Origin of the sequence: Pseudoalteromonas sp. HM-SA03 (genome assembly GCF_002289345.1) — a bacterium.
Lineage (GTDB): Bacteria > Pseudomonadota > Gammaproteobacteria > Enterobacterales > Alteromonadaceae > Pseudoalteromonas.
The window spans coordinates 1-22457 of record NZ_NSDG01000111.1 but is presented as its reverse complement, the minus strand read 5'-3'; the positions used below and the strand labels follow the sequence as shown (position 1 = coordinate 22457).

Annotated in this window: 25 protein-coding genes and 1 tRNA gene; 5 read left to right on the top strand and 21 right to left on the bottom strand. The window is 43.2% G+C overall.

From position 1 onward, the window contains the following. Position 1 precedes the first annotated feature (1 nt). Complete coding sequence (locus CKO50_RS21335) at positions 2-565, top strand: mechanosensitive ion channel domain-containing protein (RefSeq protein WP_095729801.1); 564 nt, start codon at positions 2-4, stop codon at positions 563-565. Here CKO50_RS21335 and CKO50_RS21330 read toward each other — a convergent pair. Genes CKO50_RS21330 through CKO50_RS21320 form a run of 3 tightly spaced genes read right to left on the bottom strand, consistent with a single transcriptional unit; the run spans position 555 to position 2906 of the window. Continuing rightward, a complete protein-coding gene (locus CKO50_RS21330; RefSeq protein WP_095729800.1) occupies positions 555-1583 on the bottom strand; it encodes a succinylglutamate desuccinylase/aspartoacylase family protein in 1029 nt (342 codons plus the stop codon). The genes CKO50_RS21335 and CKO50_RS21330 overlap by 11 nt on opposite strands. Beyond that, positions 1570-2475: a 30S ribosomal protein S6--L-glutamate ligase gene (rimK, locus tag CKO50_RS21325; protein ID WP_095729799.1), complete on the bottom strand. Its 906-nt coding sequence runs from the start codon at positions 2473-2475 to the stop codon at positions 1570-1572. Before rimK ends, CKO50_RS21330 begins: the two co-directional genes overlap by 14 nt. After that, positions 2472-2906 (bottom strand): ATP-dependent zinc protease, encoded by a 435-nt coding sequence (locus CKO50_RS21320; protein ID WP_095729798.1) that lies wholly within the window; start codon positions 2904-2906, stop codon positions 2472-2474. Before CKO50_RS21320 ends, rimK begins: the two co-directional genes overlap by 4 nt. Positions 2907-3447: 541 nt before the next feature. Between CKO50_RS21320 and CKO50_RS21315 the strand changes: the two genes are divergently transcribed. Together CKO50_RS21315 and CKO50_RS21310 are read left to right on the top strand one after the other, a co-directional pair. After that, a complete protein-coding gene (locus tag CKO50_RS21315) occupies positions 3448-4413 on the top strand; it encodes a zinc transporter ZntB (protein ID WP_095729797.1) in 966 nt (321 codons plus the stop codon). A gap of 286 nt (positions 4414-4699) precedes the next feature. After that, positions 4700-5617 (top strand): hypothetical protein, encoded by a 918-nt coding sequence (locus CKO50_RS21310; RefSeq protein WP_095729796.1) that lies wholly within the window; start codon positions 4700-4702, stop codon positions 5615-5617. 303 nt (positions 5618-5920) lie between these two features. Here CKO50_RS21310 and CKO50_RS21300 read toward each other — a convergent pair whose 3' ends face one another. After that, the gene (locus CKO50_RS21300; RefSeq protein WP_095729794.1) at positions 5921-6133 is read right to left on the bottom strand and encodes a hypothetical protein; all 213 of its coding nucleotides are present in this window, start codon (positions 6131-6133) and stop codon (positions 5921-5923) included. Positions 6134-6752: 619 nt separating this feature from the next. Continuing rightward, positions 6753-6829 (bottom strand) — tRNA-Arg (locus CKO50_RS21295). Between the two features lie 351 nt (positions 6830-7180). On the opposite strand from CKO50_RS21295, the gene CKO50_RS21290 reads away from it, so the two are divergent. Next, complete coding sequence (locus tag CKO50_RS21290; RefSeq protein WP_010607231.1) at positions 7181-7363, top strand: helix-turn-helix domain-containing protein; 183 nt, start codon at positions 7181-7183, stop codon at positions 7361-7363. A gap of 61 nt (positions 7364-7424) precedes the next feature. Here the strand turns inward: CKO50_RS21290 and CKO50_RS21285 are convergent, their stop codons facing one another. From CKO50_RS21285 to trmJ, 16 genes are all read right to left on the bottom strand, one after another. After that, a complete protein-coding gene (locus CKO50_RS21285; protein ID WP_255230893.1) occupies positions 7425-8237 on the bottom strand; it encodes a phosphotransferase in 813 nt (270 codons plus the stop codon). Continuing rightward, positions 8200-8820: a nicotinamide riboside transporter PnuC gene (gene pnuC / locus CKO50_RS21280; RefSeq protein WP_095729792.1), complete on the bottom strand. Its 621-nt coding sequence runs from the start codon at positions 8818-8820 to the stop codon at positions 8200-8202. Before pnuC ends, CKO50_RS21285 begins: the two co-directional genes overlap by 38 nt. After that, positions 8820-9086 carry a YkoF family thiamine/hydroxymethylpyrimidine-binding protein gene (locus tag CKO50_RS21275; protein WP_017218496.1) on the bottom strand — a complete coding sequence of 89 codons (267 nt, stop codon included), beginning with the start codon at positions 9084-9086 and terminating at the stop codon, positions 8820-8822. The genes pnuC and CKO50_RS21275 overlap by 1 nt, the downstream gene beginning before the upstream one ends. Before the next feature lie 29 nt (positions 9087-9115). Further along, a complete protein-coding gene (locus CKO50_RS21270) occupies positions 9116-9616 on the bottom strand; it encodes a nuclear transport factor 2 family protein (protein ID WP_095729791.1) in 501 nt (166 codons plus the stop codon). A gap of 81 nt (positions 9617-9697) precedes the next feature. Continuing rightward, positions 9698-11074 carry a Gfo/Idh/MocA family protein gene (locus CKO50_RS21265; protein WP_095729790.1) on the bottom strand — a complete coding sequence of 459 codons (1377 nt, stop codon included), beginning with the start codon at positions 11072-11074 and terminating at the stop codon, positions 9698-9700. A 141-nt stretch (positions 11075-11215) separates the two neighbouring features. Then, on the bottom strand, positions 11216-12289 hold the full coding sequence (locus CKO50_RS21260; RefSeq protein WP_095729789.1) for a phosphotransferase enzyme family protein: 1074 nt from the start codon (positions 12287-12289) through the stop codon (positions 11216-11218). Positions 12290-12335: 46 nt separating this feature from the next. After that, entirely contained in the window at positions 12336-13217 is an 882-nt protein-coding gene (locus tag CKO50_RS21255; RefSeq protein WP_176474723.1) for an NTP transferase domain-containing protein, read from the bottom strand. Positions 13218-13316: 99 nt separating this feature from the next. Continuing rightward, entirely contained in the window at positions 13317-14750 is a 1434-nt protein-coding gene (locus tag CKO50_RS21250) for an NAD-dependent succinate-semialdehyde dehydrogenase (RefSeq protein WP_095729787.1), read from the bottom strand. Between the two features lie 89 nt (positions 14751-14839). Then, a complete protein-coding gene (gene fdx / locus CKO50_RS21245) occupies positions 14840-15178 on the bottom strand; it encodes an ISC system 2Fe-2S type ferredoxin (protein WP_010607222.1) in 339 nt (112 codons plus the stop codon). A 1-nt stretch (position 15179) separates the two neighbouring features. After that, positions 15180-17042: a Fe-S protein assembly chaperone HscA gene (hscA, locus tag CKO50_RS21240; protein ID WP_095729786.1), complete on the bottom strand. Its 1863-nt coding sequence runs from the start codon at positions 17040-17042 to the stop codon at positions 15180-15182. 41 nt (positions 17043-17083) lie between these two features. Then, on the bottom strand, positions 17084-17608 hold the full coding sequence (gene hscB / locus CKO50_RS21235; protein WP_095729785.1) for a co-chaperone HscB: 525 nt from the start codon (positions 17606-17608) through the stop codon (positions 17084-17086). 60 nt (positions 17609-17668) lie between these two features. Then, entirely contained in the window at positions 17669-17992 is a 324-nt protein-coding gene (gene iscA, locus CKO50_RS21230; protein WP_095729784.1) for an iron-sulfur cluster assembly protein IscA, read from the bottom strand. Between the two features lie 9 nt (positions 17993-18001). Beyond that, on the bottom strand, positions 18002-18385 hold the full coding sequence (gene iscU, locus CKO50_RS21225) for a Fe-S cluster assembly scaffold IscU (protein ID WP_095729783.1): 384 nt from the start codon (positions 18383-18385) through the stop codon (positions 18002-18004). A gap of 60 nt (positions 18386-18445) precedes the next feature. Continuing rightward, positions 18446-19660: an IscS subfamily cysteine desulfurase gene (locus tag CKO50_RS21220; RefSeq protein ID WP_010378962.1), complete on the bottom strand. Its 1215-nt coding sequence runs from the start codon at positions 19658-19660 to the stop codon at positions 18446-18448. Positions 19661-19683: 23 nt separating this feature from the next. Continuing rightward, a complete protein-coding gene (gene iscR, locus CKO50_RS21215) occupies positions 19684-20175 on the bottom strand; it encodes a Fe-S cluster assembly transcriptional regulator IscR (RefSeq protein ID WP_095729782.1) in 492 nt (163 codons plus the stop codon). Between the two features lie 294 nt (positions 20176-20469). Continuing rightward, positions 20470-21195, bottom strand: coding sequence for a tRNA (cytosine(32)/uridine(32)-2'-O)-methyltransferase TrmJ (gene trmJ, locus CKO50_RS21210; protein ID WP_095729781.1), 726 nt, complete (start codon positions 21193-21195; stop codon positions 20470-20472). A gap of 215 nt (positions 21196-21410) precedes the next feature. Between trmJ and suhB the strand changes: the two genes are divergently transcribed. Continuing rightward, positions 21411-22214 carry an inositol-1-monophosphatase gene (gene suhB, locus CKO50_RS21205; RefSeq protein WP_095729780.1) on the top strand — a complete coding sequence of 268 codons (804 nt, stop codon included), beginning with the start codon at positions 21411-21413 and terminating at the stop codon, positions 22212-22214. The last annotated feature ends 243 nt before the right edge of the window (positions 22215-22457 follow it).

Below are 22457 nucleotides of genomic sequence, written 5' to 3'. Positions count from 1 at the left end.
TTTGCATTTGTTAGATTTCGCACTCAGTCAATACAAGCTAATTGTAACTTTGGTGGCGCTATTATCCTTCCCACTATTGATGAAAGCATGTTGCAAACTCTTAGAAAAAGTAACACGCGGAAAAATAGACTCTCATCGTAAACAACGTGCCGACTTACTCGTTCGTGTACTTGTTGCCTTTGTATTCGTCTGCTTTATGCTTGTATTCTGGGGCATAGAACTTCGTGGTTTACTGGTGCTTGGTTCATCGTTATTTGCGATGCTAGGTGTTGCGATGTTTGCCAGCTGGTCATTGCTTTCAAATCTGACTTCGTTCTTACTTATGTTTATTCAAAACGATTATCGCGTTGGGAATTGGGTAAGAATTGTCGACGGCGCTAACTTTGTGGAAGGCTGTATTGTAGAGATGGGGCTAATGAGTGTGGTCCTGCGTCATGTTGACGGTCATAAAGTCGTATATCCTAACAACTTGTTTGTTACTCGCCCCGTTATGGTACTTAGTCAGGAACCGACTAAACCTAAACAAGTTCCAACACCAAGAAGAACATTGGGCCCTAAGAAATAGGGCCTATGTCGTCAATAAAGGTTTCTAGCTGTTGTTCAACAATGCTATTTGCATGTGCAAAGTAAGCTAAGTGAAAAACTGCATCACCTTCATTCACCAAGGGCAACATTTGTTGACCAATCACTATTCCACTACGAGGCGCAATAATCGCTTCTTCGCTTTGGCCTAGTGGGCTATCTATATAAGCCAAGATTTGACCTTTTGATACGCGTTCCCCCAAATTAACTTGAGCTCGAACAATGCCGTCAACGTCTGCACGCACCCAGCTTGTCGCTGCCGCGATAACCGCGTCATGACGTTGTTTCCTACGACGCCCACGCAGCATTCTGAGTTTACGCATGACATTTTCAACCCCTTGCAATCCAGCTGCAATGGCCAATGAGTCAAACCGCAACGCTTCTCCCGCTTCATAGGTGATAACAGGAATATCCAATCCCGCGGCTTCACTTCGCAAAGAGCCATTTCGCAGTCGTGCATCTATTGCAACCGGTGTACCAAACGCCATCGCCATTTCTTTAGTCATTTCACAGGACAAGTCACCTCGGATTTGCGGTAAGTTCGAGCGATGAATAGCCCCTGTATGCAAATCAATAATATGAGTGCATTTTTTTACCACTAAGTCGAAAAACATAGATGCCATTCGAGCCCCTAATGAGCCTTGCTCAGAACCTGGAAAACAGCGGTTTAGGTCTCGTCTGTCAGGTAAATAGCGAGACTTATGAATAAAGCCAAAGATATTCACAATAGGCACCGCTATCAAAGTACCTCGCAGCGTCGCTGCATCGACTTTACTCAATAGCTGGCGCACGACCTCAACGCCATTCAATTCATCACCATGAATTGCGGCACAGACCAAAAGTACCGGCCCGGCCTCTGCGCCATTAACAACTTCAATCGGGATCGTCATTGGTGTGTGAGTGTAGAGCTTTGCCACTTCCAACTGGACAGTCTGCCTTTCAGCAACCCCCACTCGTATATCTAACAACGTAAAGGGTTGGTTGATTTTAACCTTTGCCACGTGTAGCAGTCCTTTTCGCCGCCGCATTCTTCTCGATAAAGGAAATAATCAGGCTTGCAATATCTTTATCGGTTGCCTTTTCAATGCCCTCAAGGCCCGGAGATGAGTTCACTTCCATCACCAAAGGACCACGCTCTGAACGCAATAAATCTACACCGGCAACATTTAGGCCCATGGCCTTTGCTGCAGCAATTGCAGTGCGGCGCTCTTCCGGAGTGATTTTCACCAATGTCGCAGAACCGCCACGATGCAGATTTGAGCGGAATTCACCTTCTTGTGCTTGACGTTTCATCGCGGCAATAACACGGTCGCCGATGACGAAACAGCGAATGTCCGCACCACCAGCTTCTTTAATATACTCTTGCACCATAATGTTAGCTTTTAAGCCCATAAATGCTTCAATAACGCTTTCTGCAGCTTTACGCGTCTCAGCTAACACCACACCAATACCTTGTGTGCCCTCTAGCAGCTTGATCACAACCGGTGTGCCACCAACCATTTCCAGTAAGTCCTTAACGTCATCTGGCTTGCTGGCGAAGCCTGTGATTGGCATACCTACGCCTTTTCTTGACAGTAACTGTAATGAACGCAACTTATCTCTTGAGCGAGTGATTGCAACAGACTCATTCAATGGGTAAACCCCCATCATTTCAAACTGTCTGAGTACCGCACAACCATAAAACGTCACAGAGGCACCAATTCGCGGAACAATCGCATCAAAGCCGCTCAGTTGCTGACCCTTAAAGTGAATTTCAGGCTCACTACTGTTGATATTCATATAACAACGTAGCGCGTCAATAACCTCCACTTCGTGCCCACGCTGCTCTGCCGCTTCAATTAAACGACGTGTTGAATATAAAGATTGATTCCTTGAAAGAATGCCAATTTTCATGATTTATCCGTTTTATTACTTAAATATGACTGTTCTGGATCAACAAGGATGCGGCCTCGCATCGCCGTACGGCCCAGTAACATTCTAAATTTCATCGTTTCTCTATCGCTTAGCGTGATTTCAATTGGCCAAGCCTGATTGCCGATAATTAAATTTGTTTCTATTACGTATCGTAGTTCTTTATGACCGCCCGAATCAGTAACAACGCGCTCATCCACTACTTTTGCTTCACAACAGGCTTCATAGTCAGTATTGTCTTGTTTGGGATGGATCCAAAACCTTACCCAAAGTTCATCTTGTTCTGTTTTGAAAGGCTCAACCTTAAAGGCGTGCAGACATGATGTTCTTGCTCCAGTATCTACTTTCGCTTTGATTTTTTCGATACCTAAATCGGGTAAGGAAAGCCACTCTCTCCAACCAACTGTGATCATATTATGCTCTCGTACAAAATGAGTTTGGACTTATACGCTGATTCAAGTCACTTGAAAAACAAAATAAATTTATCCTTAAGATAAAAGCGCTCTGTTAAGCCAAGCACCTTAACTTACAGTAACACCACATACACATTTTTCAAGGTAAAGCCCTATACTGAGTTAAAGTAAAAGTTAGCACTCAAACAATTTATTTCATCGCCAAGATTTTAGGACCTGTTGACCTTTCAAGTTTGTTTTTGCAGCAGTTTGATTGCCATTTATACTAGGCAGAGCCTGCGTAGCATAGTTATTCTATGTAAATCAGGCGATAACACAGTAGAAATGCAAATCAAGCGCTGCCCTTTGGGTTCACCTGAGTGTGCTTTGTTCATTGTTGCTCAACTTTTGCCTAGATCACTAGGCGGCAAGTCGAGCGTCGCTACCAAAACACACTCAGAAGAACAAAAATCAAACAGCAAAGAACAACAGGTCCTAAATGAATTTGAAAATTAAATTATCTATGTCAGTCTTGGGACAAACTTTTTAATAGGAATTAACTATGACTGGATTACTCCATGCGTTTGTGCTCGACGGTCAAGGTGGCGGTAGACTACTTTGCGATCTGAGTGAAGTAAAATCCGTAATTCATAAAGAGCCTCTTTGGCTCCACTTCGACTACAGCTTCGACGAAACGACCGAATGGCTGAAGCAACAAACGTTTTTGGATGACTGGGAAAGAGAAGCGCTAACCGCAGATGAAACCCGCCCGAGGATAGCTAATGGCGATGAAGGTTTACTGGTATTCTTGCGCGGCGTAAACCTTAACCCCAAGCAAAGCCCTGAAGACATGGTTTCTATTCGCTGTTTTGCAAATGATAAACTACTTATCACCTGCCGTAAGCGCCATATTATGTCTGCCCAAGATATGTTGGCATTACTCAAAAAAGGTCAGGGCGCAAAAAGTATCGGTGAGTTACTGTCTACATTGGTGATGCGACTTTCAGTGCGAATGCAGGACATCATCTGGCAAATAGAAGAGCAGCTTGACGAGTTTGAAGACGCGATGGAAAGCAGTGAGCAGCTTCCCAACTATCAGCAACTTTCAATATTAAGAAGGCAAACCATTGGTCTAAAACGCTATCTTAAGCCTCAAAAGCTTGCTATTAGCGAGCTACTATTGGCGAAGATTGCTTGGCTAGATGAAGATCATCGACACATGATTGAAGAGGCGAGCAATGCCTTAAGTCGGTATATCGAAGAATTAGAAGCAGCTATTGAACGTGCACAAGTGATCCAAAATGCTATCACCAACCATCAAAATGAACAGTTAAACCAAAGAATGTACGTGATGTCCGTCGTTGCAGCGCTATTCTTACCTCTTGGGTTTTTAACAGGCTTGTTGGGTGTGAATATTGGCGGCATTCCTGGTACTGAATGGGGTGGTGCATTTACCTTTTTTGTTATTATGTTGGTGGTACTAACTGGTGGTATTGGGGTGTACTTTAAACGCAAAGGCTGGTTGTAAGTAGGAGTAATCATTGGCGCTCTCGCTAGGAAGCGAACCTATAACCCAGCCTCCGGAGAACCAAGTTAGGGGCTGATAAATAATGAAAATTCTCTTCTAGCCCCGAAGCTTCGCTGCGTGATAATTATCTAACCATTCTTGTTAGCAACTTTACCTATTTATGGCTAGAAATCTAGGACAAAGCTTTACATTAAATATTTAGTATCACTATTATGGGTCTACTATAAAATAGACTGAACTATTGATTAGGGATTTCATTTTTCATTGCCTACGTAGGAGGTTTAGGATGACTATACGAAAGAAAAAGAAGTTTAAGGTTGGCGACAACGTTGGTGTGTTCGGCAGAAAGGAGCCTGGTATAGTTGAGAAAATAACTCCTACTTTTCTACGTATTGATGGCAATGTTATAGACATTGATAGAGTTTACCGACTTGATAGCCCACACTTTTGCAAAAGAAAAATCGTACCAAAAATAAGTTCAATGCGGGAGTTTTTTAGTGATATCCCAAAAGAAATTGATTTAAAAGAGTTAAGTTTAAATTTGTCATTTGAAAACGATGAATTAGAAGAACTATGGGGCTCTTTTGACGACTTTGACCCTCTTAATCATATTTATGATGGCGAAGATGATGAGGGTGAAATTAATTGTGGTGGTTTATTTAGGTTGATTGAGTACATCAAAGAGCTTGAATTAAGGCAAAAAGATCCTGATTCAATCATTGTCTTTAAAGACTGTGAAGCTCATACTCAATTGATTATCTTTGACTTTTTTGTAACAACAAATAAAGCATCTGGTTATATTTCAGGAAAATATATTAGCCCTCCGATTTTTGTCGAAGAAGGTGTTGAGCCAATTCAAGAAACAATAACATCTTGGTACGATAAACACCCCGAATTACATGAACATATGCAGAGTGGCGCTAAATATCGAAAATCATTGCTTAGTCCAAATAGAAAGCGCCATACAGCAACGGACCGAACACTAGTAGAGCTTGAGTTGGTTGATAATCTTCTAATCAAGTGTTTAACTCTTTGGCCTGGAAGGTATCTTAACAAGTCAGATACTATTCAATCATTACTGCATGAATTCTCAAGGGATGAAGATCTAATTTATCGCTTAGACATATTGACAGACCTAATTCTTTCGAAAGGATTAAATCAAATTATCCCTGAAATAGAAGATATTGATGTTGATAATTGCTAGTAAGCTTTCGTCATCAAATATATTAAAGGTATACCTGAATTCATTTGTTGTTACTTTTAATTGAAGTAAGTAGGCTTATGTAGAAGCCTACTTACTATGCACCATCCCGCCACCTTAGCTTTCCGCCAACAGCTTGGGACAAAGGTGAGTATAGCTCTTCAAAACTAGCGAGATCTTTGTACAGTCTTCTGTCACGGGCACGCCCCTTGGTGGCAGCGAGACAGGGGCTACGGGATTGCCTCCGGGTAAATAAATATCCCATTCATTCATCATATAACTAAGCATCCGTTGGATTAAGCCCATTTATTTCCTAACCGTATCCCCTTTGATGCTTTCAAGCCGATAGGTTTTATAATCTCGAATTGTGTGGACAGTCACATCAATCAAGGTAAGACCAGCAAAAATCTTTTTTAAACGATTAATCATCAACTGAATATTATCAGCTGACTTAACCTGAGGTTTGGATAAGGAATGTTCCAACTCATTGTTGCTAAAGTGTAACTTAGCTTTTTTCATTGTCTAGCCAATGAGTTTTAGGGAAAACACCGCTTCCGCGTCCTGCTCTCGCTAAGGTACCTACATCCTGTAGGCAAGGCGAATTTACGCACCAATAGCTGGCTATTGGAAGTGAATTCAACGCAGTGAGCGCTAAAACTGGCTGCTAGAAAGGCATTAATTATCCGCAGCTCAGGTTGACTTAGCATTCATTAGGTGCTCATCCCTGTAGCATTCTAGAGCAAAAGAAGCCTATACCTCTTCCGCAACGTCCGTCGATTTAAAGATTGACTGATCCATTTGGGTTTCAACTTCACGTACCCAGCGAGTTGCATCTTTCTTAGTTCCAAATGTTTTTATTTACATCCTGTAACCTTTGCGGCGAATTTTAGCCTGCCACTTACCATTATCGCGTTTAGTAATTGTTGCCATGTGTAACTCCTTTTTAAGTGTAATGCCAACAGTGAACATCATCGCAAATGCTAAAAAGTAAGTCTGGGGCAAGAAAGTTGAAAATTAGCCCCAATTACAGAACTGCCAATATGGTAGATAGAAATGCTTTGAAAAATTCATGGTATACGCCTCGTGATGACAAATAAGACCCAAAAAAATCTTGGTGTCCCAAAGGCTAAAAGGAGAATGGCCCACCCGAGAGGATTCGAACCTCTGACCCCTGCCTCCGGAGGGCAGTGCTCTATCCAGCTGAGCTACGGGTGGTCAATAAAAACATATACTTAGTTACAAGTGTTTAATAACACTTAGATGTCATGTGAACTTACAAACTGCGCTATAAGTTCACTATTACTGCGCTCCCTATCAACGATAACTCCTCTTCCGGAGGGCTAAGTGATATCTACTTTACTAAGAACGCGTCGGCAACATAATAATGCTAAGTGCAGGCAATTGCCAGACAATGTTTGCTATATGACTAATTAGTAACCTATTTTTTAAAAAAAGCTGTACTTTGGGCAAAAAACCAGTTATTCAACTATGCTTTGAAAATAATAAAATAGACTGATATTGCTGCCAGTTCAGAAATATCGCGATACATCATTGAGGATCCCAAATATGACACCGATGACAACAGAGCAAGTTGCAGAGTTTCTTGACGTAAAGGTTGAGCGCGTAAGACGCCTCGCACGAGAAAACTTGCTAGTCGCCAAAGACACAGATGCCAATGGCGAACCTATCTTTGACAAAGCAGATGTTGAAAAATACAAAGAGTTAGCACAGCGACTGGGTGGGATTTAAACTACCCAATAGTGATGGCCAGTAATGTGATCAAGGAATATCACACGATACTGGCNTGTAGCTAGAGTATCCACTGCTTCAGTAACTGTCTAAGCTTTTCGGCTTCTGTTATTACGCTACGCTGCTCGTACCATTGAATGCTAACAATCAAATAAATTTGGCAAAATACCGTCAGTTTAGCTTGAGCGTATGAAGGCATGGCTTGCCGCTTTAGAGAAAAGTAAGACTCAACTACTATAAGCGATTCTTCAACGCCACAGCTAAAACTACACACCAGCGCTGCTAAATCAAAAAAGATGTCACTATGGCAAGCATACTCAAAGTCGATTAACCGAACTCCTTCCGGACTTTGAATAATATTGCTCATGACTAGGTCATTATGGCAAAATGCCAGATCCATGGGTAAAGAAGCTAAGCTTTCTATAAGCCGTTCGATATCAACTAAGTGACGTAGTTCCTCATCAATAGCCTGAACATAACCAACTAAATCCAGTACCTCATATACTTCAAGCTCTAAGCTATGCACCTGAATAACTTGTGCTAACAATTCAGGGGTAAGCCTTGGCTCAGCACACACTTGTGGCATAAAGGTGAACAATGCCATACGAGTGCGTAGGTCGTACTGCAGTACTTTAGAAGTAATGCCTTGCTGTGCTAATTTATTTTGTGCCTTTAAGGCTTCAGTAGGAATACCATGGCTATAGCACTTTAATAGATAGCTTTCACCTTTACTCACCATCAGGTAATTATTGTTACTCACACCTTTAGTTAGCTTTTCTAATCGCTCAGGTGAAACCTTGAATACGGTATCCACCTTTACTTTTAATTCTTCAAGCTCAGAGTGCTGCAAGCGTCTTTCCTTGCTTCGCTTCATATTCTTCGTACCAACGCTTGTAGCCCCAACACGCCATCAAGGTGTAGAAAATAAATAGTACCAGCGTAGGATAGAAACCTTTAAGGTAATAAAGGTAGATGGAGGCTGCATCAATCACGACCCAATATAACCAGTTTTCAAGAATTTTCTTAGCCACCAAATAGGTTGTCACTACTGCAAAACACGTGGTAAAGCTATCTAAATAAGCGAGATCTGCTGCCATATAATGCTTGGTGAAATAACCGAGCACAACAGAAACCATTGAAGTGATAGCAATGATTGCAAGATGTTTTGATAACGACCAAGAGGCAATATCGCTGGGCTTATTTTTATCACCCTGACGCCACATCCACCAACCGACGACAGCCATGACCATATAGTAAAAGTGCAGCAGTGACTCCATCACTAGCGCTCCGTTCCAATACAGCACGGTATAGATAAAGGTGTTAATAAAGGCCACAGGCCAACACCAAATATTCTCTCGAATTGCCAGCAGTAAATAGGCGACTGCCAGCACCACAGCGATATACTCCCAACTCGACATCGCTGTGAACCCTGCAAAGGTTTCAGTAAACCAGTCCATTAATCGCAGGCACTATCAGCTGGAGATAAATCGCCTGAGATAAACTTACAAACAAAAATACATTTTCCGTAAGCTTCAAATGAGTGCTTCATTTCTTGATTCAATACTGAGGTCACCAAATCAAATTCACCAAAGACCTGAGTTGACATCGTGTTTGTGATCACCTTGATCCCTTCATGCTCATTCAGCCTATCAATAAAACCTTTAATAAAAGGGATATAGTCTTGGTGCAGTGGGTACTTGCTTATTTCAACAGAAACTTGCATGGGCGCTCCTTACAAATGGCAGCCGATTATTAATATTGCAGGTTTAGATTTTCCCCATCGGTAAAATCCGATTTTGGGGTATAGTTAATCCAATCTTGCTGGTAGATAATTTTACCTTTTTCGTCAAACTTTAGCACTATCAGAAATCGCCAAGGCCCTAACTCGCGTGACGCATAATTAAAGCGATTAAAAACGCCTCTAGCAACCACGGTTCGAGTCGTGGTATCGACAATCTTATCCTCCACCACTAAAACGGGTTGTTCATCCAGCACAGCAAAATTCCCAGCAGACCAATTAAAAAAAGCCGTAATCTGATCTTTACCTCGTGCCTTATGACCAAAAACCATATCTTCAAGCACGGCATCTTCTGCATAGAACTCGATAAACTGGGTAAAGTTCTGCCGCTGAGCATAAGTATTAAAGTAAGCATCGGCATGGCTGATGAATGTATTTTTCTTACTGATATTAACCAAGTTACTACAACCACTCAGTATTAATATAAAGAATAACAGGAACCCATAGCGCATCATAGCCACTCCAAAAGCCGTATTAATCGAGTATAAAAAAAAGCGCCTATAGCGCTTAATTCGACGATGATAAAATGTGTATTTTTATACTGTCACTATACCCAATGGTTCAGCGGTTTTCCACGCTCCACGGGTAAAGTCTGGAATATTCAATGATTCACTACGATTAGCCACTGACTGAGCCGATAATGGAGAAATTACCGACCAAGCTGCACCATCGTATACGTCTTGATCTAGCGCCTCACCATTGCGTAAACAATAGATCATGCGCCAGAACATTAAAAAGTCCATACCACCATGACCGCCATTGCGCTGCGCTTCTTCACCCATTTTTGTCCAAAGCGGATGGTCGTATTGTTTATACCATGAATCCATTTCATAATCCCATTCATGGAAGCTCTTCGTACCACCTTGCTCTAACGCGATACGATTAGGGAAACCAGCAAAGACCCCATTAGTTCCTTGAATAAGATTGTGACGAGAATAAGGTCTAGGCGTGGTCGTATCATGTTGTACCATGATACTGCGTCCTTTGATGGTCTTAATCATCGTGGTATTCATATCACCCGCAATATAATGTAGTTGATTGCGTTCATGATCTGCCGGAAATTCGCGTTTTGCATAGGCAGCACGACCTAGGGCAGGAGAACTCATAGAGGTTAAGTAATCAAAACGGTCACCACGGTTAATATTCATGTACTGAGATACGGGTCCTAAACCATGAGTTGGATACAGGTTACCATCTCGCTTAGTATGCCAGTGTGTACGCCATGAGCCGGTCTTGTGCTCAATTTCTTTCATTTGCCAACGTAGCTCATGAATATATGCAGCTTCACCATGCAATAACTCACCGAATACACCTTGGCGAACCATATTCAGTACCATCAACTCATCGCGACCGTAATTGACATTTTCCATCATCATACAGTTCTTTTGCGTACGCTCTGCGGTGTCGACTATCTGCCACATTTCTTCAACGGTCAACGCTAAAGGCACTTCAACAAACGCGTGCTTACCACTGTTCATGGTATCTATTGCCATCGGCGCATGCCATTTCCAAGGTGTTGAAATGATAACAATGTCAATATCATCCCGATTTAGCATTTCTTGATAAGCTAAGTCACCACCACGATATAGCGCAGGTTTCGGCAAGCCTCGCTCGCGCACAAGATAGTCAGCCGATTTTTCAAGCACTTCATCATGGGTATCACAAATCGCGACAATACGTGCGCCATCGATGTGACTCATACGCTTTACATGACCATAGCCACGTTGGCCAACCCCAATAAAACCTACCCGAACCACGTCCATTTTTGGTGCTACGAGTCCAATAACAGAGCGCCCTTGTTGCTTGGGTACAATGCTATTATTTTGATTAGAGCTTGCGCACCCAGCTACTACACTCGCAGCCGCTGCCGCTCCTGCGGCTTTTAAAAAGTCGCGGCGGTTTATATTTTTCATTCTTACTCCTAAACGATACTTCTTAACAGCACTAATACTGCTAGCTATCAAGCTAACCTATCCCAATCTTAGGTTCAAAACATTGCGATAAAGCCTCAAAAAAAGCGCTTGAAGCGCTTTTTCTTAAAATATATTAAACCGTTAAATTGCCCTGATAATATTATTCAGACAACCCTCTTTTTCTAGCACACTGGAATACAACGCAAACTGGTTCTTCGCACGGTCGAGATTATGATTGGCTCTGTGGGTTGCAAAATAATTATCTCCATCTAAATGATCTGTTAAGAATCTCAGACCTATCATGAATGGCATCACTTTTGCGCCAAGAATAAAACTGTCTTTTTCTGTTTCAGTCACACTGTCTTGTAACGGTTCAATATACCCTTGCGCCAACGCAGCAAAGATATTTTCTCTCACTTGCACATTACTCAAGTTCGTAGAGTCTTCAGCTTCTGGTGAACAGAAGGTACGCACCATATCGCCAAAATCAAACAACCAGTTACCTGGCATACAAGTATCTAAGTCGATAACGGCTCGTGCTGCATCACTCTGTGTTGAAAACAGCATGTTGTTGATTTTGGTATCGTTGTGGCAAGCTCTAAGTGGTACTTGTTTTTGTGCCTGCTGCAATTCTTCTGCAAGTGCAAATTGCTGCTGAAAAGCGGCGATAACATCACCGCACTTTTCCGCGCGACCATACTCGTCTTTCGCTAGCACTTGGTTAAATGCATCAATACGCATCGCCAAGTTATGAAAGTTTGGAATGACATGATGTAACTGCGCGGCATCAAAATCATTTAGCGCATGTGCAAACTGCCCGAAGGCATTTGCAGCCGTTAATGCTTGTTGTTCGTTTGCTACTACGTCTTCACTATAACTGCGGCCAATAAATGCAAGCGCACGCCAAACTTCGTCATTAATATCGACTAAATATTGGCCTGAACTCGTCGCTAAGTGCTTAATGATAGCGAGACTATATTCCCCATTTAAGGCTTTTGCTGTTAAGTGCTGTTCAATCGCTCGCGCATTTTCAACAAGATGCAAAGGGTTTGGAAATACCGTGGTATTTAGCTTTTGTACTACCATGGTTTTGTGGTTGTCCTGCAACAGCATAGTCGTATTGATATGACCACTACCGATCGGCTTCATTTTAGCTTCTTCACTAATGAGACCGTACTCATCAGCAAGTTGTTGCGCAACGGCTTGATACTCCATATTCACCTCAAAAGGAGTTAAGTCGGATTTAATTGTGTGGAGATGACTATCTTCCCTGACGTGCTTCATAAATCTTTCTCGCGACAATGTCTAGTTCGCTCTTATAAGTTATACCGTACCAATGTGACTTAGCTTGGTAGACCGACACGGTTTGTAAGCCCGCATTGATACTGTGTTGGATACAATCCGGCAGATAATACTCGTTTTTGACATCGTTGTCATAACTCCTTAAAAACGCATTAAATCCGGCTTCTAATGAATCAAAAAGTGACGGTGTCACACCCCAGCAGGTCATCGAAGCAAGCGCAGAGTGTGCGATCTTACACCGCTTACCAGCAATATCACCTGACAACTCGCCGTTTTCAAAGCGAATATCTAATGCCTCTTCAACCGAGTGTAGTTGTTGCGCTTGTACCTGACAAACGCCACGGTTTACTCCACCTAGATCTGATAAGGTATTTATAATTGGGTATGCGACCATCGCCATATTGCTATGATGCTGAAAATGTTCAACAAGCTGCTCAAATGCATCAGGCCCGTAATAATCATCCGCCGTAATAACTATCGCAGGCTTATCAACGTATGGTTTTGCACACAGCAGCGCATGCCCTGTACCCCATGGTTTCTCTCGTCCTGCCAAACAGTCGATCGATTCACTTGGAATATCGCTCAGCCGCTGCTGCACTAAAGTGATGTTCAGCGCCTTCGGCAATCGTGGCAATATCACATTTTCGATTAGGCTTCGCACTTTGTCATTAATGATCAAAACAACATCGCGCACACCTGCATGATGCGCGTCAATTATGCTCAATTCCATAATGCTTTTATCGATACTTGGCAGCTCAGCAACTTGCTTATTACCACCAAAGCGGCTTCCTAATCCACCAGCCAAAATGATCAGCGTGGGGGGTTGTTCGATTCCTATCATTGAAAAAATATCAAAACTCAAATAAGCGGGTAAGTGTACTGAGCTTTTGCACAGAATAAAAGCAATTGCGAGGAAAGACGTCCTCGCAATTAGTATGAACTAGCTAAACTTTTGGCATAAGTACTTTATTTCTTGGTATTCAAGCAGTCCTTCCTGTGCCCCTTCTCGGCCAAGACCTGAAAACTTCACACCACCAAAAGGCGCTACTGGATTGGATATGATCCCTTCATTAATCCCAACCATGCCATACTCAAGCGCATGACTTACTCGCCTTATTTGATTACCATCATTCGAATAAAAATAAGCAGCAAGCCCTTCTGGCACAGAGTTTGCCATTTTGGTCACTTCATCTTCACTCTCAAAATCAATAATGCTGACAATCGGTGCAAAAATTTCTTCATGGAAGATCCGCATGGTGCTATTTACACCGGTGATAACTACCGGTGCCATAAATTGGCCGTTTTGTTTATCGCCTTGATAAGCGATGCTCGCACCTTTAGCTAACGCATCTTCCAACAACTGCTGTGCTTTTTGTTTGGCGTCAAGTGAAATGAGTGGGCCAATATCAACACCTTGCTCTAAACCATTTCCCAAGGTGAGCGTGCTTACCTGCTGAGTGAGTGTATTGAGTAACTCAGCCGCGATACCTTTCGCGACAAACACGCGATTTGCGGCCACACAAGTTTGTCCCGCATTTCTAAACTTCGCTGCCATCAAACCACTTACCGCTTGCTCAACATCAGCGCTGTCGAAAACAATAAATGGTGCATTACCACCAAGCTCCATTGACGTTCTTTTCACCGTATCGGCACATTGCTTCAACAACGCACTCCCCACTTGTGTTGACCCCGTAAACGTGAGTTTTCGCACTTGTGATGACTCAGTAAGGTGTGCGACTAACCCTTTAGAGTCGTTAGTTACTAACACCTGAAAAGCGCCAACTTCCATTCCAGCCTGCATAGCCAGCTTTGCAAGGGCGATGGCCGCAAGAGGGGTTTTCTCAGAAGGCTTTAAAATAAAACTACAGCCTGCGGCATAAGCTGGTGCTACTTTTCTGGTGATCATCGCCAGTGGAAAATTCCACGGTGTGACCCCAAGTACAACACCAACCCCTTGCCTAATAGTCGTTAGCTCATGTGATTGAGAATGACTGGGAATAACCTGGCCATAGGCGCGCTTGGCTTCTTCGCTATACCATTCAATAAATCCTGCAGCATAATCCGCCTCGGCAAGTGCCTCCTTAAGCGGTTTGCCTTGTTCCTTAGTGACGATTTCAGCCAACGCCTGACGATGCTCTATTACCAATTCGTACCATTTTCGAAGTACTTGACTACGGGCATGTGCTGTCGTGCTAGCGAGTTTTTCGAAGGTTTCAGCCGCTGCTTGCAGCGCTTTATCAGCTGCCTGATTATCCGCTTCAGAAACCTGAGCAAGGTGCTCTCCAGTTGCCGGGTTAACTACCTCGACTTGCGTTTTACTATGATGTGCTTGGCCATTGATAAGTGAAAATTCGGGATTACTGATGAGTGACATAGCGTTCCTCCTAGAAAAGCAAAAAGCCGTAGTATAAGACTACGGCTTTTATTAAATTTGTCAGTAACAACCTAGGTTGTTAGCAGCACTTAATGGTCTTCATTAACGATATTGAGATTGTACTTCGGAATTTCAACTACTAAGTCTTCATCACTAATTATCGCTTGGCAACCCAAACGAGACTCAGCTTCGAGTCCCCACGCTTTATCTAACATGTCATCTTCTAACTCATCACTTTCTTCAAGTGAGTCAAACCCTTCACGAACAACGATATGGCATGTGGTACATGCACATGATTTTTCACAGGCATGTGGAATACTAATTCCGTTTTTCAACGCCACATCGAGTACTGTTTCACCCGTTTTCGCTTCGATTGCAGCACCTTCCGGACATAACTCTTCATGGGGTAAAAAGATAATTTGTGGCATATTACACCTCGTCTACCGACTGCCCTTGCAGTGCCTTTTTAATTGATTCATCCATACGGCGTGAAGCAAAATCACTACTCGCCTGATCGACTTCTTCGATCGCCTTTTTAATCTGCTCTGGATTGTCTGCACTTTCGCGAGTTTGTGCAAGTTCAGTCATTGCACCGCGCAGTGTATTGAGTTCATCTTCTGCCAACAGATGAGCATCCGTTGCAAGCGATGCCTCTAACGCTTCCAACACACGCAGTGCTTCAACCTGCTGCTCTTTAAGCATACGAGCGCTCATGTCTTCTTTGGCATTGCTCATCGAATCTTTTAGCATTTGTGCTACTTGGTCATCGCTCAAACCAAACGACGGTTTTACCTGGATCTCAGCCTGCACGCCTGTCGACTTTTCTTCAGCCGAAACACTCAATAGACCATCAGCGTCAACTCTAAAAGTGACTCGAATATGCGCAGCGCCTGCCGCCATTGGCGGAATGCCTTTTAGACTAAATTTAGCCAAGCTACGACAATCATCCACGAGCTCACGCTCACCTTGCAATACATGCAATGACATAGCAGTTTGACCATCTTTAAAGGTGGTAAACTCTTGTGCGCGTGCAACAGGAATAGTGGTATTGCGCGGAATGATTTTTTCAACCAATCCACCCATAGTTTCTAAGCCTAAAGACAATGGCAATACATCAAGCAGTAACATGTCAGAGTCAGGCTTGTTACCCACTAAAATATCAGCTTGGATAGCAGCACCTAATGCCACCACACGGTCTGGATCGATTGATGTTAGCGGCTCTTTGGCAAAGAAACTCCCGACTTCTTCACGCACCACTGGCATACGAGTCGACCCACCCACCATCACAACCTGCAAGACTTCTTCTGCTGTGACACCGGCGTCTTTTAACGCACGGCGACAAGAGCGTAAAGTCTTTTTAACCAATGGCATTGCCATTTCAGCAAATGCTTGACGCGTGATCGTAACAACCAATTTTTGCTCGCGAACTGGTAGCTCTACGTTTACCGTTTCATAGCTTGAAAGCGCTTCTTTACAGGCTCTTGCCTTATTGATAAACAAGCGTAGCTCTTTTGGGTTTAAATCAAATAGCTGCGTTTGCTGTTTGAAGAAATCGACCAACAGTGAATCAAAGTCATCACCACCGAGGCTAGAATCACCACCGGTTGATAATACCTCAAACACTCCTTGGTTTAAGCGTAAGATAGAAATATCAAACGTACCACCACCAAGGTCATAAACCGCGATCACGCCTTCTTGACCGGAGTCTAGGCCGTAAGCTACCGCAGCTGCAGTCGGCTCATTGAGAAGTCTTAATACTTTTAGACCAGCAAGCTCGGCTGCGTCTTTTGTACTTTGCCTTTGTGCATCATCAAAATACGCTGGTACAGTGATCACTGCGCCCATTACATCTTCACCGGCAAAGCTATCAATAGCACGTTGGTGTAATGTTCTTAAAATTTCAGCGGAGGCTTGCACTGGACTTACAGCGCCAGCTACGGTTTCAATAGCAAACGAACCGTTATTATCGACAAAGTTATAAGGCAACTGACCATAGCTTTGTTCTATTTCAGATTGCGTTTTACCTAAAAAACGTTTTACAGAAATAAGCGTATTAGTCGGGTCTTCAGCAGAAGCAGCTTGGGCTTGTTCACCAACGATAACCTCTGAGTCGGTGTACCTTACTACCGACGGCAGCATAGGTTTACCCATTAAGTCACTAAGGGTCTTCGTTTCGCCACTTTGTACTGTTGCCACAAGAGAATTCGTGGTACCTAAGTCAATACCAATCGCTAATTTATGCTCATGAGGTGCCGCGCTTTGCCCCGGCTCAGCAATTTGCAATAATGCCATAATGCTCTTTTCACTTTAACGTTTGTTGATGCTATACATCATCAATCGAATAATTCATCTTCGATACGTGCTAATTCGTCGCGTAACTTGTAGACAAACTTTAGCTTACGAATATTGTCTGCTGCGGCTTCTAATATGCTCATGTCATCGCTTTGAAGCTGCTCGGCAAGGGAGGCGCTAAATTCTGTATCTAACGCTTTAATCTGTGTTTCGAACTCTGCAATCGCGCCATCAGGATCCGCTGCATCAGGTAATTCTTCTAATGCTTCGCGCAGCTCCATCTGTTGCATTAAAAACATCGGGTCTTGCAACGTTTGTTGCTCTGCACGTATGTCTACACCCTTTTCGCTTAGCATATACTCGGCGCGTTTAACTGGGTGTTTGAGCACCGCTAGCGCGTCATTGATCTCTGCGGTTTTCTGTACCGCGAGCAATTTCTCACGCTCACTTTTACCAGCAAATCTATCAGGGTGAACTGCACGCTGTAGCTCTAAATAACCTTGATTTAGTTTGTTTAAATCAACGTGATAATCAACAGGTAAATCAAATAATTCAAAATAACGCATACGCACCTAATACAGCAAAGCCCCACCAAGGCAGGGCTTTAAGCTATTCACTGTTGCAAACTATACGGTGAAGCTTTCACCACAGCCGCATTCGTCTTTCTGATTTGGGTTGCTAAATTTAAACCCTTCATTCAGACCTTCTTTTGTGTAATCAAGCTCAGTGCCGTCGATATAAACTAAACTTTTTGCATCAACGATGATTTTGACATCTTTATCTTCAAATACTTCATCGCCTTCGTCTAAATCGTCGACAAATTCGAGAACATAAGCAAGACCTGAACAGCCCGTGGTTTTAATACCAACGCGCAGCCCTATGCCTTTTCCACGGTTACTCAAAAAGGCTAATACGCGATTAGCGGCTGCATCTGTTAACGTCACTGCCATAATAGTCTCTTACTTCGCTTGTTTACTCTTATAATCTGCAATCGCAGCTTGAATCGCATCTTCTGCCAAAATTGAACAGTGGATTTTCACTGGTGGTAACTCAAGCTCAGCACTGATATCGGTGTTTTTGATAGTTGCAGCTTCTTCTAACGATTTACCTTTCACCCACTCAGTCACAAGAGATGATGATGCAATCGCACTGCCACAACCATATGTCTTGAATTTCGCATCTTCGATAATGCCAGTTTCAGAAACTTTAATTTGTAACTTCATTACGTCGCCACATGCAGGTGCCCCCACCATGCCCGTTGCTACGCTCGGATCGTTCTTGTCTAAAGAACCTACGTTACGTGGATTTTCAACGTGGTCGATAACTTTATCACTGTAAGCCATAACTATTTCCTCACTACCTGCTTGCGGCTGGATGGTATCCAGCCAGCGGCTAAAACTTGCTTAATGGTGTGCCCATTCAACGCTATCTAAGTCGATGCCATCTTGGTGCATTTCCCAAAGCGGTGACATCTCACGTAAGCGACCAATAGAATTTTTAAGAAGATTGACGGTGTAATCGATCTCTTCTTCTGTCGTAAAACGACCAATACTGAAACGGATAGAGCTGTGTGCTAATTCGTCATTACGACCTAGAGCACGCAGGACATAAGATGGCTCTAAGCTCGCCGATGTACATGCAGAACCAGAAGAAACCGCAATGTCTTTTACCGCCATTAGTAGACTTTCGCCTTCAACAAAGTTGAAGCTGATGTTTACAATGCCAGGTACTGATTGGTCGATAGCACCATTAAAATAAACTTCGTCCATATCCATTAGGCCGTCCAATAGACGCTGACGAAGCGCACTGATGTGTGCATGGTCTTTTTCAAAGTCTTGCTTAGCAATTCTAAATGCAGTGCCCATACCCACGATTTGGTGAGTAGCAAGAGTACCAGAACGCATACCGCGCTCATGACCACCACCGTGCATTTGTGCTTCTAAACGCGCACGTGGCTTACGGCGTACGTACAACGCACCGATACCTTTAGGGCCATAAACTTTGTGGCCAGAAAATGACATAAAGTCTACTTTCAATGTTTGTAGGTCGATTAGTACCTTGCCAGCACTTTGCGCCGCATCAACATGGAACATGATCTTGCGCTCACGACACATCTCACCGATAGTCGCGATATCTTGAATAACACCTAGCTCGTTATTAACGTGCATTACGCTCACTAAAACAGTGTCTTCGCGCATGGTTGCTTCAAGCTTTTTCAAATCAAGTAAGCCGTTGTCTTCAACATCCATATACGTCACTTCAAAGCCTTGACGTTCAAGCTCACGGCAGGTATCTAGTACGGCTTTATGTTCAGTACGAACGGTGATGATATGCTTACCTTTCTTTTTGTAGAACTGTGCAGCACCTTTAATTGCAAGGTTGTTTGATTCAGTTGCACCAGATGTGAAAACGATTTCACGCGGGTCAGCGTTGATTAAATCAGCGATATCATTACGCGCCTGATCAACCAGTTCTTCCGCTTGCCAACCGAAACGGTGTGAACGAGAAGCTGGATTACCAAAGTTACCATCCATTGTCAGGCACTGCATCATTTCGTCTGCAACACGCTGATCAACCGGAGCGGTTGCTGCATAATCTAGATATATCGGTAATTTCATTTATCTCTCCGCTTGACGTCAACCTAGAGTTGACAGCTCACTTGAATATTGTCTAATTGCTCGATAACACGTTTAACGTGCTTATCTTGCCGCGTTGCTACGGATTGAACATCCGCGTCGGCGACTAACTCGGCTAGGGAAATACTATTTAAAAATTCTTCAATTCGCACACTTAAATCAGACCACAATGAATGAGTCAGACAGCGCATACCGCTTTGGCAACCGCCGCCTTCGCCGTGACAACGTGTTGCGTCAACGGACTCGTCAACGGCATTAATCACATCACCAACGGAAATTGTGTGTGCATCACGGCCTAATAAATAGCCGCCGCCTGGACCACGTACAGAGCTTACTAAGCCATGTTTACGTAGACGGGCAAATAATTGTTCAAGGTAAGATAGCGAAATCTCTTGTCGTTCAGAGATATCGGCGAGTGGAACAGGGCCAACACTTGCGTGTAACGCAACATCTAACATTGCTGTCACGGCGTATCTGCCTTTTGATGTCAGTTTCATGCATAATCCCCGCTAATTTACCAAGCCGCAAATTTTAATTACTTGACTAAGATAGTCAAGTATTAACCAAGCATAATAACGGCTTTAAATCTGCAACCCTCGTATGCCTACCTGAAATACCCGAGTAATTTAATCAAGTATTATGGATATTGTAATTACCTGAGTATTTTAGTCAAGTATTAGTGATGAAGATTTATGCAAGATTTCACAAGGGGCTGGTTGATAATCAAACAATAAAAATGTAACAGTATTGGCGCGCTGACTTGGCCAATACTGCCATCTCGTTTAGTTTACTTATTTAGTAGATTTACCTATTGAACTTAGGATCCCACGTAGAATATTAAGTTCTTGATCTTCCGGTCTAGCACGGTTGAACAAACGCTTTAGCTTAGTCATTACCATGCCCGGATGCTGCTTAATGATAAAGCCGGTGTCATTCAAGGTATTTTCAAGATGCTCGTAGAATAACTCCATCTGCTTTGATGATGGGTAAATCGTTTCACCCACTTCTTCTGGCTGCTTTTGTTGCGTGTCTAGATATGTCATACGCGTTTCATAGGCCAACGTTTGTACTGCCATCGCAAGATTAAGCGAGCTATACTCAGGATTAGCTGGAATACATACGTGATAGTTGCACAATTGCAGCTCTTCGTTCGTCAGACCACTATTTTCACGCCCAAATACAAGCGCGACAGGGCCATTCACTGACTCAGCAACCAATTTTTGTGCACACTCACGCGGGTCTACCATTGGCCACGACAAAGTGCGTGAGCGCGCACTCGTGCCAATAGTTAAAGCGCAATCAGCAATCGCCTCTTGAAGTGTATCGACTTTAGTCGCTGCACCCAACACGTCGGTTGCGCCAGCCGCTAATGCACTTGCATGGCTGTCCACTTCACATGCAGGGTCAACTAAATAAAGCTTAGATAACCCCATCGTCTTCATTGCTCTCGCAACAGAGCCAATATTGCCAGAGTGTGAGGTGTTCACTAATACAATTCGAATATCTTCTAAAGCCATTTACACGAGTCTCAAACAAAAATAATGGCGCAGTGTAGCATATCTAATTTGCGTTTATCCAAGCTACACAACCAGAAATTAAAAATCTTTACGCAGCAATGGAGTACAAAAAACAACCAGAAAAATTCACAATTGGTTATTTACTTTAGAGAAAAAACAGCTAGAATACGCCGGCTCAAAATGATCCTGTTCTTTTACAACCTAAAGGTAATGCTATGCATCCAATGTTGAACATTGCGGTACGCGCTGCGCGTAACGCAGGTAAGATTATCCTACGTGCAAGTGAAGATTTATCGCGCGTTGAAGCTACTCAAAAAGGCACCAATGATTTAGTAACAAACATCGATAAAGATGCGGAGTCAATCATTCGTGACACTATTTTAAAATCTTACCCTGATCACGCTATTGTTGGTGAAGAATTCGGTCACCACGAAGGCAAAGATGCAGACTACCTTTGGGTTATCGATCCTCTAGACGGTACCACTAACTTCGTTAAAGGTATCCCTCATTATGCTGTTTCTATCGCGTTGAGAGTTAAAGGTCGCGTAGAGCAAGCTGTTGTATACGATCCAATTCGCGACGAATTATTTACCGCTTCTCGTGGTCAAGGTGCACAGCTAAACAACAAACGTATTCGTGTATCTAAGTCTATTGAATTACAAGGCACTGTGCTTGCCACTGGTTTCCCTTTCAAGCAAAAGCACCACATGGATGCCTACCTAGAAGCGTTCAAAGCATTATTCATTCATACCGCTGATATCCGCCGTGCGGGCTCTGCAGCTCTCGATATGGCATATGTTGCTGCAGGTCGTATGGATGGCTTCTTCGAAATCGGCCTTAAACCTTGGGATACAGCAGCCGGTGAGCTGTTAGTAAAAGAAGCAGGCGGTATGGTCACTGATTTTGCAGGCGGTGCTAACTTTAACCGTAGCGGCAACATCATCTGTGGCGCACCTAAGCTTTGCCAAGCGATTGTAAAAGAAATTCGCCCAGTATTAACTGAGTCATTGTTAAAATAATAACTCTGGCTTAGACAAAAGAGCCAAGTATTACCTTAGGCTAGTAAATTAATAAAGAGCTACTATTTCATTATTGTGGCTCTTTTTGTTTCCACCTCCTTTTGTAAAACTCACGACGAGCCAGCCTGTCACTACCACATAAACGACTCTTTTCTTCTTGTATCCAAATCGCTATGTAGTGGTCAACTAATTCCGGACAGTGAATTAAGTTTTTCTTCTGCTACTGCTGGAGCTTGCATATCG

Coding starts and splice junctions, on each gene's coding strand:
- rimK (WP_095729799.1), bottom strand. CDS start 2,475: ATGAAAATTGGCATTCTTTCAAGGAATCAATCTTTATATTCAACACGT.
- CKO50_RS21320 (WP_095729798.1), bottom strand. CDS start 2,906: ATGATCACAGTTGGTTGGAGAGAGTGGCTTTCCTTACCCGATTTAGGT.
- CKO50_RS21315 (WP_095729797.1), top strand. CDS start 3,448: ATGACTGGATTACTCCATGCGTTTGTGCTCGACGGTCAAGGTGGCGGT.
- CKO50_RS21310 (WP_095729796.1), top strand. CDS start 4,700: ATGACTATACGAAAGAAAAAGAAGTTTAAGGTTGGCGACAACGTTGGT.
- CKO50_RS21300 (WP_095729794.1), bottom strand. CDS start 6,133: ATGAAAAAAGCTAAGTTACACTTTAGCAACAATGAGTTGGAACATTCC.
- CKO50_RS21290 (WP_010607231.1), top strand. CDS start 7,181: ATGACACCGATGACAACAGAGCAAGTTGCAGAGTTTCTTGACGTAAAG.
- CKO50_RS21285 (WP_255230893.1), bottom strand. CDS start 8,237: ATGAAGCGAAGCAAGGAAAGACGCTTGCAGCACTCTGAGCTTGAAGAA.
- pnuC (WP_095729792.1), bottom strand. CDS start 8,820: ATGGACTGGTTTACTGAAACCTTTGCAGGGTTCACAGCGATGTCGAGT.
- CKO50_RS21275 (WP_017218496.1), bottom strand. CDS start 9,086: ATGCAAGTTTCTGTTGAAATAAGCAAGTACCCACTGCACCAAGACTAT.
- CKO50_RS21270 (WP_095729791.1), bottom strand. CDS start 9,616: ATGATGCGCTATGGGTTCCTGTTATTCTTTATATTAATACTGAGTGGT.
- CKO50_RS21265 (WP_095729790.1), bottom strand. CDS start 11,074: ATGAAAAATATAAACCGCCGCGACTTTTTAAAAGCCGCAGGAGCGGCA.
- CKO50_RS21260 (WP_095729789.1), bottom strand. CDS start 12,289: ATGGAGTATCAAGCCGTTGCGCAACAACTTGCTGATGAGTACGGTCTC.
- CKO50_RS21255 (WP_176474723.1), bottom strand. CDS start 13,217: ATGATAGGAATCGAACAACCCCCCACGCTGATCATTTTGGCTGGTGGA.
- CKO50_RS21250 (WP_095729787.1), bottom strand. CDS start 14,750: ATGTCACTCATCAGTAATCCCGAATTTTCACTTATCAATGGCCAAGCA.
- fdx (WP_010607222.1), bottom strand. CDS start 15,178: ATGCCACAAATTATCTTTTTACCCCATGAAGAGTTATGTCCGGAAGGT.
- hscA (WP_095729786.1), bottom strand. CDS start 17,042: ATGGCATTATTGCAAATTGCTGAGCCGGGGCAAAGCGCGGCACCTCAT.
- hscB (WP_095729785.1), bottom strand. CDS start 17,608: ATGCGTTATTTTGAATTATTTGATTTACCTGTTGATTATCACGTTGAT.
- iscA (WP_095729784.1), bottom strand. CDS start 17,992: ATGGCAGTGACGTTAACAGATGCAGCCGCTAATCGCGTATTAGCCTTT.
- iscU (WP_095729783.1), bottom strand. CDS start 18,385: ATGGCTTACAGTGATAAAGTTATCGACCACGTTGAAAATCCACGTAAC.
- CKO50_RS21220 (WP_010378962.1), bottom strand. CDS start 19,660: ATGAAATTACCGATATATCTAGATTATGCAGCAACCGCTCCGGTTGAT.
- iscR (WP_095729782.1), bottom strand. CDS start 20,175: ATGAAACTGACATCAAAAGGCAGATACGCCGTGACAGCAATGTTAGAT.
- trmJ (WP_095729781.1), bottom strand. CDS start 21,195: ATGGCTTTAGAAGATATTCGAATTGTATTAGTGAACACCTCACACTCT.
- suhB (WP_095729780.1), top strand. CDS start 21,411: ATGCATCCAATGTTGAACATTGCGGTACGCGCTGCGCGTAACGCAGGT.